General features: G+C 44.3%; 12 protein-coding genes and 1 riboswitch. Of the genes, 11 read left to right on the top strand and 1 reads right to left on the bottom strand.

What is annotated here, in order from left to right:
- The first annotated feature begins 86 nt into the window (after window positions 1-86).
- The 4 genes from MHH56_RS21570 (at window position 87) to MHH56_RS21555 (ending at window position 4,265) form a co-directional block, all read left to right on the top strand.
- Window positions 87-1,739: a GAF domain-containing sensor histidine kinase gene (locus tag MHH56_RS21570; protein ID WP_339203731.1), complete on the top strand. Its 1,653-nt coding sequence runs from the start codon at window positions 87-89 to the stop codon at window positions 1,737-1,739.
- Window positions 1,740-1,748: 9 nt separating this feature from the next.
- A complete protein-coding gene (locus MHH56_RS21565; protein WP_076266668.1) occupies window positions 1,749-2,408 on the top strand; it encodes a response regulator transcription factor in 660 nt (219 codons plus the stop codon).
- Between the two features lie 159 nt (window positions 2,409-2,567).
- Window positions 2,568-3,194: an FMN-dependent NADH-azoreductase gene (locus tag MHH56_RS21560; protein WP_076266669.1), complete on the top strand. Its 627-nt coding sequence runs from the start codon at window positions 2,568-2,570 to the stop codon at window positions 3,192-3,194.
- A 177-nt stretch (window positions 3,195-3,371) separates the two neighbouring features.
- On the top strand, window positions 3,372-4,265 hold the full coding sequence (locus MHH56_RS21555) for a LysR substrate-binding domain-containing protein (RefSeq protein ID WP_339203729.1): 894 nt from the start codon (window positions 3,372-3,374) through the stop codon (window positions 4,263-4,265).
- Window positions 4,266-4,279: 14 nt separating this feature from the next.
- Here MHH56_RS21555 and MHH56_RS21550 read toward each other — a convergent pair whose 3' ends face one another.
- Window positions 4,280-5,269, bottom strand: coding sequence for an aldo/keto reductase family protein (locus tag MHH56_RS21550; RefSeq protein ID WP_339203728.1), 990 nt, complete (start codon window positions 5,267-5,269; stop codon window positions 4,280-4,282).
- 212 nt (window positions 5,270-5,481) lie between these two features.
- Between MHH56_RS21550 and MHH56_RS21545 the strand changes: the two genes are divergently transcribed.
- The 7 genes from MHH56_RS21545 (at window position 5,482) to MHH56_RS21515 (ending at window position 13,387) form a co-directional block, all read left to right on the top strand.
- Window positions 5,482-6,066 (top strand): TetR/AcrR family transcriptional regulator, encoded by a 585-nt coding sequence (locus MHH56_RS21545; protein WP_339203727.1) that lies wholly within the window; start codon window positions 5,482-5,484, stop codon window positions 6,064-6,066.
- A gap of 57 nt (window positions 6,067-6,123) precedes the next feature.
- The gene (locus tag MHH56_RS21540) at window positions 6,124-7,566 is read left to right on the top strand and encodes a DHA2 family efflux MFS transporter permease subunit (protein ID WP_339203726.1); all 1,443 of its coding nucleotides are present in this window, start codon (window positions 6,124-6,126) and stop codon (window positions 7,564-7,566) included.
- Between the two features lie 144 nt (window positions 7,567-7,710).
- A complete protein-coding gene (locus MHH56_RS21535; RefSeq protein ID WP_339203725.1) occupies window positions 7,711-8,388 on the top strand; it encodes a response regulator transcription factor in 678 nt (225 codons plus the stop codon).
- Complete coding sequence (locus tag MHH56_RS21530; protein ID WP_339203724.1) at window positions 8,385-9,800, top strand: ATP-binding protein; 1,416 nt, start codon at window positions 8,385-8,387, stop codon at window positions 9,798-9,800. Before MHH56_RS21535 ends, MHH56_RS21530 begins: the two co-directional genes overlap by 4 nt.
- A 127-nt stretch (window positions 9,801-9,927) precedes the next feature.
- Entirely contained in the window at window positions 9,928-11,067 is a 1,140-nt protein-coding gene (locus tag MHH56_RS21525; RefSeq protein ID WP_339203723.1) for a Fe(3+) ABC transporter substrate-binding protein, read from the top strand.
- A gap of 59 nt (window positions 11,068-11,126) precedes the next feature.
- Window positions 11,127-12,725 carry an iron ABC transporter permease gene (locus MHH56_RS21520; RefSeq protein ID WP_339203722.1) on the top strand — a complete coding sequence of 533 codons (1,599 nt, stop codon included), beginning with the start codon at window positions 11,127-11,129 and terminating at the stop codon, window positions 12,723-12,725.
- Window positions 12,722-13,387, top strand: a complete 666-nt coding sequence (locus MHH56_RS21515) for an ABC transporter ATP-binding protein (protein ID WP_339203721.1) — start codon at window positions 12,722-12,724, stop codon at window positions 13,385-13,387. Before MHH56_RS21520 ends, MHH56_RS21515 begins: the two co-directional genes overlap by 4 nt.
- A gap of 14 nt (window positions 13,388-13,401) precedes the next feature.
- Window positions 13,402-13,603, top strand: a riboswitch (cobalamin riboswitch).
- The last annotated feature ends 154 nt before the right edge of the window (window positions 13,604-13,757 follow it).

Raw genomic sequence — 13,757 nt, 5'->3', positions numbered from 1 at the left:
CTTAAGCAGCGCAAGCTGCTTTGGATCGGCTCTTTTTTTTGCTGTTCAGGTAGGTGTATAATGTGTGCTTAGAAGGAAGTGGAAGCATGTCCAGAGAAAAAAGAGCTTATGAGCTGGTCGCATTGAAGGAGATAGCAGAGACACTTAACAGCACAAACGACATGGATCAAATGCTGAATGATGTGCTTGCCAAGCTGCTTCAGGTTACAGGTTTTACTACGGGCTGGATATTTATGATTGACAATAAAAGTGAAAATCTTTGCGTGGCTACACATAATTTGCCTCAAGGTTTAGCGGCAAACAATCAGGCGGTCATGTGCGGCGAGGTTTGCTGGTGCATTGAAAGCTTTAAGCAAAACAAGCTGGATCAAGCGGTAAATATTATAGAATGCTCAAGAATTACATATGCCATCACGAACAAGCTTGGTGATAATGAGGGTGTTACTCATCATGCGACGGTTCCGCTAAGAGCAGGAACGGATCAATTCGGCTTGTTAAATGTTGCTGAAGCTGGCAAGGATCGTTTCACTGAGGAGGAGCTTGCACTGTTGCAAGCCGTTGCTTATCAGATCGGGACGGCGATTAAGCGAATCCGCCTGTATCAGGTGCAGGAGCAGCATGCGATTCATTATGCGAAGCTTGGTGATGTTATTCAGAGAATAAACGCCATACAAGATATAAACCATCTGCCGCTGCAAGCAGTGAGCCATATAGGCGATACGTTCAACTGGCAGCATGTATCGTTATTTATGTATGAACAAGAGCAATTATCGCTTCGCGCACATTATACAGACAATCACGTCCGAAAAGAGTGGCTTTCGCTTGCCATCGATCAAGGCGGGATGGTGAGCAAAGCGTTTCATGAGAATCGTCTTGTCAAACAGTCCGAATGCGACAGCAATTCCTGCTCGTCCTTATCATCCATAGGGATACCACCGTTCTCATCAGCAGTAGCAATACCGCTTCGCATTCGCAGCCGCCCGATTGGCGTTCTGTTTGTAAGCAGTCAGTTAGGCAAGCAGTTTGATGATTACTTAGAGGACTTCATGTATTCGCTTGGGGATCATTTCACGTTAAGCGTAGAAAATTTGCGGGTATATGAGCAGCGTCGCGAGCTCGCGCGCATGGAAGAGCGAAATCGAATGGCTAGAGATTTGCATGATTCGGTTATTCAAAAGGTTTTCTCTTTATCCTTTCTAGCGAAGGGCGCCGAGACGGTGCTGGCAGGCAAAGAACCTGTCGTGGAACGATCATTACAAGAAATAAGACAGCTGTCACAGGAAGCGCTGAAGGAAATGAGAACGCTGATATGGCAGCTGCGACCGGCAGGTCTTGAGCATGGGCTAATTACTGCGCTTAAGCAATATGGCAAGAGCATGGACTTAACCGTGTATGAGAAGGTGGAGGGCGTTCGCGAGCTTCCGCGTGCGATTGAAGAAGCCCTTTGGAGAATCGGGCAAGAGGCGCTTAATAATGTAAGGAAACATGCAGATACGAATACAGTTTATGTGCGGCTCATCAAAACAGAGTCTCGCGCCTGCTTGGAAGTTTTGGATCGAGGCCGCGGGTTTTCGCAAGAGAAGCGTAAAGGAAAACTGACCATGGGAATGCTAACGATGCGGGAACGTGCAGAAACGCTTGGCGGAGAGCTAACGATAACGGGCGGAAAAGGGCAACCTACAATGGTAACAGCTGTTATACCGATTGCAACGGAAATGGAAATGTGGGAAGAGGAATGAGGAACTGTTTTGACGATAAAAATATTGCTCGTTGATGATCATCAAATTGTGTTGAAGGGAATTTCTTTTTTTCTAAGCATGCAGCCTGATTTTGAGCTGGTGGGTGAAGCGAATAACGGCAAGGAAGCGGTAGAAAAAGCTGCTGAACTAAAGCCTGATATCATACTGATGGATCTGAACATGCCGGTTATGGACGGGATCGAGGCGAGCAATTTAATCGCTAGGCAAAATCCGGATATTAAAGTGCTTGTGCTCACCAGCTTCTCGGATCGGAGTCATATCGTGCCTGCTCTACAATCCGGAGCTGCTGGGTATATGCTGAAGGATGTAGAACCTGATCAGCTTGCAGAAGCAATTCGCAGCGCCTATAAAGGGAATATTCAGCTGCATCCGGATATAGCAAGTGCGTTGCTCGCTCAAGTATCGCCGCAGATTAGTTCGGTGAAAGGGCTGCCTATTCGTGAGTTAAGTGAAATATTGACTCCGAGAGAGCTAGAGGTGCTGCAATTGCTTACCAAAGGAATGAGCAACAAAGATATTGCGCACTCGCTCACTGTAGCGGAGAAAACAGTCAAAACGCATGTGAGCAGCATTTTAAGCAAATTGGATTTAACGGACCGAACGCAAGCTGCGTTATACGCGGTGCAGTTAATGCGAGAACCTGAATAACACGCTGACGTAAGACTATAGTCGTAAGACTAGCTCTCCGCCTTTGGCGGTTTTTTTATGTCGATTTTTCGGACTATTTACCGATGATTGTTGCTCTAAAACTATATACAATTAAGGTACTTACAAAAAGTAAACACACATCTTGGAGGGAAATATACAATGAGTACAGTATTATTTATTAAAGCAAACGATCGCGGAATCGAACAAGCAGTCAGCGTTAAGCTATATCAATCTTTCCTAGACAGCTTTAAAGCTAGCCATCCAGAAGACACAGTGGTTGAGCTTGATTTGTTCAATGAAAACTTGCCTTACATGAACGCTGATATGATTAACGGCAACTTCAAAGCAGCTCGCGGTTATGACCTTACACCTGAAGAGCAAGCAGCTGTAGCTGTTTCGGACAAATATATGAACCAATTTCTTGCGGCGGATAAAGTGGTTTTCGCATTCCCGCTTTGGAACTTCACTGTTCCTGCAGTATTGCACACTTATATCGACTACCTTTCACAAGCTGGCAAAACGTTCAAATATACAGCTGAAGGCCCAGTTGGTCTGATCACTGATAAAAAAGTCGTATTGCTTACTGCTCGCGGCGGCATTTATTCCGAAGGCCCTGCAGCTTCGGTTGAAATGGCACATAACTTTATCCGCACAGTAATGGGCTTCTACGGTGTGACTAACCTAGAGAGCATCATCATTGAAGGTCACAACCAACTTCCTGACCAAGCAGAAGCTATTGTAGCAAAAGGTCTTGAGGAAGCAGCAGCATCAGCTGCTCGTTTCTAAATCAACCGTTTAAATGCGAAGGCAGCCGGACAATTTCGGCTGCCTTTTTGTATGTGGATAAATTCAAACCGTTAATAAAAATTTGCGGTGCGATACGTGATCGGGTACGATGGCGATAGGAGAGCATGGACGAAAAGGTGATAAATCAGAGCTAAAATAGGAAGAGGTATGATGTCTATGGATTTGAAAAAGCTGCGTTATTTTATCGCAGTAGCAGAAGAGCTGCATTTTAACCGTGCTGCCCAAAAGCTGAATATGACTCAGCCTCCATTGAGCCAACAAATTCAAGTTCTTGAAGAAGAGCTTGGTGTGAAACTTCTGGAACGAACCAAGAGACAGGTTCGACTTACGACTGCCGGTGCGATATTTTTGGAGGAATCGAGAAACATAGTTGCTCATTTGGAACGATCGATAAAGATGACACAACTTGCAAGTGAAGGGAAAATAGGCAATTTATCCATCGGGTTTGTGGATTCAGCAGCAGGCGGTATGATGGTCAATGTTCTAAAGAAATATCGAGAACGTTTCCCAGATGTACAGGTTATATTATCTGAAATGACATCTGCTGAGCAACTGAAAGCGCTGCATGATGGGGAAATTGATGTTGGATTCCATCGGTTGCTGGACCCTTCAAAACATATCACATCCAGACTGTTCACGAACGAATCACTAGTTGCTGTATTGCCCAAAACACATCCGTTAGCCATTCAACCAACCGTTTCACTGCATTCATTGAAAGAAGATCCCTTTATCTTATCACCACATCATATGGGGGCTTCATTTCATGACCTGATTGTAGATTTTTGCAGGCAGCATGGATTTCAGCCCCGCATCGTACAGGAAGCTGTTCAAATGTACACGATTGTAAATCTGGCAGCTGCAGGCATAGGCATCTCAATTGTTCCCTCTTCGGTTTCCGTTTTTCAACGCAGTGATGTCGTATTTCGATCATTTGATGAGGATACACCGCGTGTCCCTCTTTATGCAGCCTGGAAAACAGAGAAGAGTGAAACGGTTCTGACTCATTTTCTAAAAGCAGTGGAGGAAACAGCCGCTAACCAGACAAGCTGATTTGTGTGAACGCTCTAACCTGTTTTACTAGCATCAAACTGAGCAACGTCTTTTAATATGTTATTTATTTGCACTACGATCTCAGCATCTAGACAAACTCCTGCCGCTTTTACGTTTTCCAATACCTGCTCCGGCTTAGAGGCGCCAATGATAACGGAGGACACCTGCGGATTTTGCAAAACCCACGCTACCGCGAGCTGTGGCAGCGTTAAGCTGCATTTTTGTGCAATCGGCCCTAGTTGTTCTATTGCCTGAAGGACTTCTTTATTCAACCATTGTCCTGCCAAACGTTTGAAAAACGGCGAACCAGCGGCCGTAGAAGCGCGCGAGCCTTCTGGAATTGGCTTGTCAGGTGCATATTTACCGGAAAGGATACCTTGCGCCAGTGGTGACCAGACAATCTGACCAATTCCTTCACGCTCGCAAGCGGGAATAACCTCGGCTTCAATAACCCGCCATAGCATAGAATATTGGGGTTGACTCGCAACAAAAGGAACTTTCAGCTCCCTTGCCAAAGCCGCTCCTTGCGTTATCTGATCTGCTGTCCACTCACTTACGCCGATATACAAAACTTTTCCTTGTCGAACCAAATCGGAAAACGCCACAAATGTCTCTTCAAGCGATACGGTCGTATCGAATCGGTGAGCGTAATAAATATCAATATAGTCCGTCTGTAATCTGCGAAGTGAAGCATGGCATGATTCCATAATATGCTTGCGTGATAACCCTCTATCGTTATGCCCATTCCCTGTTGGATGAAAAACCTTCGTGCACAATTCAATACTTTCACGACGTATTCCCTTTAAACAATGACCTAAGACCGATTCCGCCCTCGTCTCCGAATAAGCATCAGCTGTATCGAAAGTTGAAATTCCAGCGTTTAGTGCAGCATTTACGCATGTTTGTGCGGTGTTGTCATCCACTTGTGCACCGTGGGTTATCCAGTTTCCGAGAGCCACTTCGCTTACTAATAAGCCGCTTTTACCTAGTTTCCTATAATTCATGTTTCATTCCTCCTTTCAATGTAAATCTGATTATAGCAATCTATATTTAATATTAAAAATATATAATAATCGCATTATTAAGTTGATTTATGTATTAATGAAATCGAAGGACGAAAGGTTCTATTGTCGCTGGATATAAAAAAAGGTTGACTTGATAAGCGGATCAATGTTTTCATTATATAGACCGATCGTTATAATCGAGGAGTGAATCAATGTCGGAAAAACATAATACAAGGCATGCCATACTTGATACGGCAGCTAGGCTTTTTTTTACGCAGGGCTATCATGCGACGGGATTAAGCCGAATTATTAAAGAAAGTGATTGTCCGAAGGGATCTCTTTATTATTATTTCCCAAACGGCAAAGAAGAGCTTGCGCTGGAATGCATTAACTGCACGAAGGAGCTTGTGATTGAGAAATGGAGAAAGAAATTTGCCGATTATGAGGACCCTGCTGAAGCCGTTCAGGCTTTTGTATTTGATATGGCTGATGACGCAGAGAAGTTTGATTATAAGGGTTATATGCCGTTTAGCTTCTGGATGGCAGTCGAAACCTCATCGATTAGCGAGAAGCTGAGAGCAGCTGGACAAGGTGTATTTGCAGCATGGCAGAACGTGATTTCCGAGAGGCTGGTTCAACTTGGAATGGAAGAGACTAGAGCAGTTGAGGTTGGCGTCGTTACCGTTTCCTTATTGGAAGGTGCGCTTATTCTAACGCTGACGAATCGGGACAAGCAGCCGTTGTTATCCGCAGCGAAATGTTTGCCGTATATCATTAATAAATGTCCTTCTCTATGAGAAGTCATGAATAAATGCTAGATAGATAATAGGAGAGTGGAAGGCTTGCAAGCAACAATGACAGAATCGCAACAAAATACGGGGCAAAAATATAAAGTAATCCCCATTATGATTTCATTATTATTAAGCGGTTTTATCGGAATGTTTAGTGAAACGGCATTAAATGTAGCACTAAGCGATTTAATTCGCGTCTTTGATATCACGGCGCCAACGGTACAGTGGTTGACAACGGGATACTTGCTGACGCTCGGCATATTGGTTCCCGTATCGGGGCTGCTGCTCCAGTGGTTCTCTACAAGGCAGCTATTCATAGCCGCACTTAGTTTCTCCGTACTAGGAACATTGGTAGCGGCGCTCGCACCAAGCTTTGAAGTTCTTATGGCTGCGCGTGTTATCCAAGCAGTTGGAACGGCGCTTTTGCTGCCGCTTATGTTTAACACAATTCTTATTATTTTCCCGGCTGAGAAGCGGGGAGCGGCAATGGGTGTAATTGGGCTTGTTATTATGGTTGCGCCTGCTGTAGGCCCAACGATTGCAGGACTCTTGATTGAAAACTTAAGCTGGCACTGGATTTTCTGGTTGTCGCTTCCGTTCCTAGTCATTGCACTATTATTCGGGATTATGTATATGCAAAATGTATCTACCATAACAAAACCGAAAATTGATATTTTTTCTCTCGTATTCTCAACGCTTGGGTTCGGCGGTATTGTGTTTGCCTTTAGCAGCGCGGGTGAAGGTGAAGGCGGCTGGGGCAGTACAAAAGTGATTGCGACCATGATCGTTGGTATATTGTCCCTTGCGATTTTCGCTGTTCGTCAATTGACGATGAAGCAGCCGATGATGAATTTACGGGCGTTTAAGCATCCGATGTTTGTTGTAGGAACGTTAATGGTATTTATTTGTATGATGGTTATATTATCTTCTATGCTCGTTCTGCCTATGTATTTGATCAGTGGACTTGGTCTTAGTGCACTGACAGCTGGCCTCATTATGCTGCCAGGTGGACTTATTAACGGAATTATGTCTCCCATTATGGGCAGCCTGTTCGATAAGTTTGGTCCTAAGTGGCTTGTTATTCCAGGTCTTGTCATCGTTGCCGCTGCGCTATGGTTCTTCTCAGGCATAACGACAGCATCAACGATTACATTAATTATTGTCCTTCATTCATGCTTGATGATCGGTATTTCGATGGTATGGATGCCTTCACAAACAAACGGGCTCAACCAGCTGCCACGCGAGCTGTACCCGGATGGTACGGCGATTATGAATACACTGCAGCAGGTCGCTGGCGCTATCGGTACCGCAGTTGCAGTAAGTATTATGACCGCAGGAATGACCGGCTTTATGAAGGATGTGGCTGATCCTACAGATCCAGCCAATGCTCCGCTTGCGTTGACAGCAGGAATTCAGAACGCATTTATTTTCGCTATGATTGTTGCCATTATCGGTTTGATCGTTGCTTTCTTCATTAAACGGGTTCATGTGAGCAAACAGCATTAATAGATTTGAATACCAGAGACAGTCTATGGGAACATGGACTGTCTCTTTTTTGATAGAACGATTGACTGTGAGAACAATTATCAATTACAATGATTGAAAATATGCTGTAGACAAGCATTTGCAATACTAAAGGCGGGTCAATCCATGAAAAAGATTTTACTTATTGAGGATGAAAGAAATTTAGCGCGTTTTATTGAGCTTGAGCTGCGTCATGAATCGTTTGAGACAGTTGTTACTTATGATGGCAATAGTGGTCTAGAGCGCGCCTTGCGAGAAGAATGGGATGTTATTTTATTGGATCTTATGCTGCCTGGCATGGACGGACTTGAGGTTTGCAGGCGTATTCGGGAATCAAAAGCAACACCTATTCTTATGCTGACAGCGAGAGACAGCGTTACAGACCGAGTATCTGGCCTTGACAGCGGGGCGGACGATTATATCCCGAAACCGTTTGCGATTGAAGAGCTGCTTGCACGTCTACGCGTTGTATTTAGGCGACAGGATATGATTGCATCAGATCAGCGTTCCATTTTGTCTTCTGGCGAGTTAAGTGTTGATTTAGACGCTAGAATCGTTAGCAGAGGCGAACAAATCATAGAGTTGACTAAGCGGGAATACGGATTGCTGCTTGCTTTCATGCAAAATCCAAACCGTGTCTTCTCACGCGAAACGCTGCTTGATACCGTATGGGGTTACGATGCGGCTGTCGATACGAATGTTGTTGATGTATATGTGAGATATTTGCGCAATAAGATTGATGTCCCCGGAGGAACGAGCTGCATTCAAACGCTGCGCGGTATTGGGTATGTGATGAAAAAATGAATAATTTGCGCGTAAGTTTCTCACGAATACCGATCAAGTGGAAGCTGACATTATGGTCGGCGCTGCTGTTATTTCTTTTATTTGCTGCGTACAATGCCGTTCAATATATGTTTGTAGAGAAGTGGATGAATAAACAAGCAGAGACGAACACACAGGAAGACATGCGGGAAATATTAAACTATTTATTGGAAAAGGAGTTCACTTTCGAGCAATCGGAGCTGACTTCAATACGAAGCTTTCTTGAAAAAGTAAATGGTAAAAATCAGCTAATACGCGTGCTTGATGAAGATGGAGCACCGATCATGATTGTCTCTGATAATCTAACAGAGCAGTGGTTAAGTGCTTATCCTTCTTCGAGTTTAGCTGCCAAAGGGTCGTGGTTTCTTGACCAAAACCTGCTGCTTATGCGCAGCCCTTTAACGATCTTCTCGTTTAATGGAACAATCGAAATTGTGAAAAACATCGAGGATTTTGAGAAGCTTAGTTCAGCTTTTTTTCGAATTATGTTAATTTGCTGTGTCGGTGCCATTATTATAAGCGGCATCGGCGGAGGATTGCTGGCGCGTCAGCTGCTAAAGCCGCTTCAAGCGATGAATGTTGCGATGACCGGCGTAAAGCAGAAGGGCTTACAAGAAAGGGTTCAGCTAAACGAAAATAAAAATGATGAAATTGCAACGCTCATGAAGCTTTTTAATGAAATGATGGATCAACTTGAGCGCTCGTTCGGGCAACAGAAACAATTTGTAGAGGATGCTTCTCATGAGCTAAGAACGCCAATTGCCATCATTGAAGGGCATCTCGCACTGCTGCAGCGCTGGGGAAAGGATGACCCTGCAGTTCTGGAAGAATCTCTGCAAGCTTCGTCGCAGGAAATTGCTCGACTGAAAGGACTTGTACATGAGCTGCTCGCATTGTCTCGTGCAGAGAAAGAGCCGACTTACGGGAATGAGATGAGCAGCCATTCGAAGCAGAAGATGGAACAGCTTATTAGAAATGTAGAGGTGCTTCATCCGGAGTTCACTTTTCATGCTGATTTGAGTCTTTTGTCAGACGTAGATCTATTTGTGTCTGAGCAGCATTTGGAACAAATTATGCTCATCTTACTTGATAATGCAGTCAACTATTCGGGAGAAAGCCGAAGAATAGAGCTTTGTTGCTTGTTAGGGGAAACGGATGCTGTCATTCAAGTCACAGATTTTGGCGTTGGCATATCTGATCAGGATTTACCGCTCGTTATGAATCGTTTTTACCGCGCAGACCGTTCGAGGAGCGGCACAAGCGGCGGTCATGGACTCGGGCTGGCGATTGCGAACCGTTTGGTGCAACGATATGACGGTAGTTTGCTCATTGAAAGTAAACTTCATCAAGGTACCACCGTTTCAGCTGTTTTTAAACGAGTTACCCGAAAATGAATGTCGGGTAGCTTTTTTTTATTTTCACAGCATTTTCTCATTTTAGTAGGTTACAATAGGAACTGTTGAATTGGTGGTAATGATTTTCATTATCAAATTAAAAGTGGGAACGAGAGGTATGACCAAGATGAAAAAGAATTATATCGTAAGTGTCGTATTGTTAACGATGCTGACAGTGCTCGTATTAGCAGGTTGTGGAGCGAATAATGCAGGAAACGATAAGACGAATGCTTCTTCGCCATCGCCAGAGGCGAGCCCAGCAACGACTGAAGCAGCCGGTGGAAGTAATGATACGAGTAAGAATAACAACAAAGAGCAAGTCGTAAACGTGTTTACAGCAAGACACTATGATGTTGACAGCCAGTTGTTTGATGCCTTTACGAAAGAAACAGGCATTAAAGTCAATGAAATTAAAGGTACAGCAGAAGAGCTCGTTGAACGTTTGAAGCGAGAAGGAGAAAGCTCAGAAGCAGATCTGTTCATTACAGTAGATGGCGGCGTTCTAAATTATGCGAAGCAAAATGAAGTGCTTCAACCGATTCAATCCACAACGGTTGATAGTAATGTACCCGCAGAGCTGCGGGATAACGAAAACAATTGGGTTGGCATTGCAACCCGTGCACGCGTTATCGTTTATGCCAAAGATCGTGTGAAGCCGGAGCAGCTGTCCACCTATGAAGATCTTGCAAATGCCGCATGGAAAGGGAAAGTATTGGCGCGCTCGTCTGCCAGCCTTTATAATCAGTCGCTGCTTGCTTCATTCATCGAACTAAATGGAGAGCAAAAGGCTGAAGAATGGGCGAAGGGGATTGTAGCAAACTTTGCTCGTGATCCAGAAGGCGGAGATCGCGACCAAGCGAAAGCGGTCGTTGCTGGTCTAGGTGATGTTGCGATTATGAACACTTATTACGTTGGGCAAATGTTGAATTCGAAGGATACGGAAGAGGTTAAGGTTGCAGAGAAAATTGGCGTATTCTTCCCGAACCAAGAAACGACAGGCACACATCTTAACATCAGCGGTGTAGGCCTTACTAAGCATGCTAAGAATAAAGATAACGCTGTTAAACTGATCGAATTCATGACAGGCAAGGATGGGCAAACGCTGTTAACGCAAGGAAGCTTCGAATTTCCTGTAAATGCTGCTGCAGAAAAGCCTGAGTTGTTAAAGGGCTGGGGTGACTTTAAAACACAGAAGCTGGATTTCTCCAAGCTGGGCGATCATAACAAAAAAGCAGTCGAGCTTCTGGCTAAGGCAGGTTGGAAATAAAAATGATGGCTTCCATCTCTTTGCGAAATTTAAAGAGAATATTGAACGGCTGGGTTATATTGAGCGTAATAGGGGCCATCATGGCCCTTATTCCGTCTCTTTATATTTTTTTCGGTTTGTTTGACAAACCGAATGAAAACTGGCAGCAAATCAAAGAGTATATGCTGTTTGAATCTGTCGTTCAATCTTTATATCTTGTAGTAGGAACGGTGTTTTTCTCCGTTATCATCGGCGTGTCGCTTGCATGGCTTGTTGCAGCCTATGATTTCCCGATGCGGAAGTTTTTTCACTTTGCATTTTTGCTGCCACTGGCTATTCCACCATATATTGCAGCTTATACTTACGGTTCTATGCTGAGCTATACGGGCAGCGTACAAGTTTTTATGCGAAATACGCTCGGCGTAACCCCTAACCAAGCTTATTTTGATATATTGTCCATGAAAGGCGCTATTTTCATATTTTCAATGTTTTTATTTCCTTACATTTATTTGATGACCAAAACCTTTATGGAGAAGCAAAGCGCAGCTTTCATAGAAAACGCAAGATTGCTCGGCAAAGGGCAGCTTCATATCTTTTTTCGAATCGTATTGCCTTTGTCGCAGGCTGCAATTATCGGCGGAGCCAGCCTCGTCGCATTTGAGGTACTGAATGATTTTGGAGTAACCAAACATTTTGGCATTGCTTCGTTTACTGCAACGATTTTCAAAACATGGTTTGGTATGTACGACGTTGATTCTGCCCTGAGATTATCTGCACTCCTAATGAGCGCTATTATTGGATTGTTTATAATGGAGAGACTGCTTCGCAGGCGAAGAAGGTATCATTCCGCGACAAGCAAGCTTAATCCGCTTAAACGAAGGAAGTTATCCTATTTAGGGACAGCTGCTGCTATTTTTGTGAGCACGGTTATATTTGCCCTCTCGTTCGCTATTCCAGTAGTTCAGCTCCTCGTTTGGGCGAAATGGACATATCAAGATGTATTGAACAGCAAATTTGCGCAGCTCGTCTCAAACACGCTTTTGGTTTCCATTGTTGCGATTACCGTGTTGATGCTGCTTGCTGTTATTGTCGCCAATGTAAGCCGGAGCCTGAATCGATCGCTTTTGTCGCTTGCAGCAACGAAGCTAATTTTAATGGGCTACTCAATCCCGGGTGCTGTTTTGTCCATTGGCGTGCTTGCTTTGTTTATTTCCCTAGACCATCAATTAAGCGGCGTCTATTCATGGTTAGGCTTTGGATCGAGCAAGCTCGTGCTCAGCATGTCGCTCGTGATGCTTATTTTCGCCTATGTAATCCGCTTCCTTGGTGTAGGATTTAATGCGGTGGAAGCGGGATTTGATAAAATAGGCAATCGTTATTCTGAAGCTTCCAGAACGCTCGGCATCGGTATGACTGCGACTTTCTTCAAAGTGGATTTACCTTTAATAAAAGGCTCCATATTAGCAGGCTTCCTGCTTACCTTTATGGAAATTATGAAGGAGCTGCCGCTGACGCTGCTGCTGCGCCCGTTTAATTTTGAGACGCTAGCGACAAAAGCCTATCAATATGCAAGCGATGAGCAAATTCATCAAGCCTCGGTACCGTCTTTATTCATAATCACGGTGGGAACGGCAACTGTTTTTGTTTATCATTGGTTAGGAGAGAAGAAATCCAGATGAACTTTTTTGAGCTGACTAACGTTTCTTTTAGCTATGATAATGGGAAGAAGAGTGTGTTAGAAAACTTTACGATGCAAATGCAGAAGGGTGAAGTTGTTGGAGTGCTTGGTCAAAGCGGTTGCGGGAAAAGCACGCTGCTGCGGATTATTGCCGGGCTTGAGATTCCTGCCTCGGGACGTATTGCCGCTGGCGGCAGGGTTTTAGTAGATGATCAGCAGTTTATTCAGCCTGAGCAGCGCGGCATAGGCATGGTGTTTCAGGATTATGCATTGTTTCCTCATCTGACTGTCGGTCAAAATATATTATTTGGTTTACATCGATTATCAAGAAAAGATAGATTCAAACGGCTGGATGAAATGCTGGAGCTGATACAGTTAAATGAGTTCGTCAAGCGTTATCCGCATGAGCTTAGCGGAGGTCAGCAGCAGCGTGTTGCTTTTGCTCGTGCGCTTGCCCCGTCTCCCTTGATGCTGTTGATGGATGAGCCATTTAGCAGTTTGGATTCACACTTAAAGCAAAGCATTCGGGAGGAGCTGAAGCGATTGCTTCACAAAGCCCAAATTACTTGTATGTTCGTTACCCATGATCAAGAGGATGCAGCTGCTATTTGCGATCGAATCATTCAAATCCCGTATAGACAAACCCCAGCAATCCCGATATGATTGATTAAATAATCGCATAATTGAATAGAGAAGGTGCAAACAAAAGCATGCTTTTGTTTGCTTAATAGGGAAGTCCGGTTCAATGCCGGCGCGGTCCCGCCACTGTATGTGAAGAGTGATTCTCTGCAAATGCCACTGTCCGATTCAAGGATGGGAAGGTGTGAGAATCGCGTTGACGCACGAGCCAGGAAACCTGCCTTTTTTATTTTGTTTCTCATTCTTCGGGGGTAAAGAATGTGGAGGCGTAATCGTTTTGCAGGACGCATCATATATTTTAGTTATATACGGTTGCTATTCTTACATTCGACATGCAGATCCCCTAATAGAAGGGGGTCTTTTTTTATTGTTAAGGTTTGTGTGAATGAGACAA

The organism is Paenibacillus sp. FSL K6-3182 (genome assembly GCF_037976325.1).
GTDB lineage: Bacteria > Bacillota > Bacilli > Paenibacillales > Paenibacillaceae > Pristimantibacillus.
Note: the sequence above shows the minus strand (reverse complement) of the source record. Positions and strands in the feature narration are given on the sequence as shown.

Coding starts and splice junctions, on each gene's coding strand:
- MHH56_RS21570 (WP_339203731.1), top strand. CDS start 87: ATGTCCAGAGAAAAAAGAGCTTATGAGCTGGTCGCATTGAAGGAGATA.
- MHH56_RS21545 (WP_339203727.1), top strand. CDS start 5,482: ATGTCGGAAAAACATAATACAAGGCATGCCATACTTGATACGGCAGCT.
- MHH56_RS21550 (WP_339203728.1), bottom strand. CDS start 5,269: ATGAATTATAGGAAACTAGGTAAAAGCGGCTTATTAGTAAGCGAAGTG.
- MHH56_RS21530 (WP_339203724.1), top strand. CDS start 8,385: ATGAATAATTTGCGCGTAAGTTTCTCACGAATACCGATCAAGTGGAAG.
- MHH56_RS21555 (WP_339203729.1), top strand. CDS start 3,372: ATGGATTTGAAAAAGCTGCGTTATTTTATCGCAGTAGCAGAAGAGCTG.
- MHH56_RS21560 (WP_076266669.1), top strand. CDS start 2,568: ATGAGTACAGTATTATTTATTAAAGCAAACGATCGCGGAATCGAACAA.
- MHH56_RS21540 (WP_339203726.1), top strand. CDS start 6,124: ATGACAGAATCGCAACAAAATACGGGGCAAAAATATAAAGTAATCCCC.
- MHH56_RS21525 (WP_339203723.1), top strand. CDS start 9,928: ATGAAAAAGAATTATATCGTAAGTGTCGTATTGTTAACGATGCTGACA.
- MHH56_RS21515 (WP_339203721.1), top strand. CDS start 12,722: ATGAACTTTTTTGAGCTGACTAACGTTTCTTTTAGCTATGATAATGGG.
- MHH56_RS21535 (WP_339203725.1), top strand. CDS start 7,711: ATGAAAAAGATTTTACTTATTGAGGATGAAAGAAATTTAGCGCGTTTT.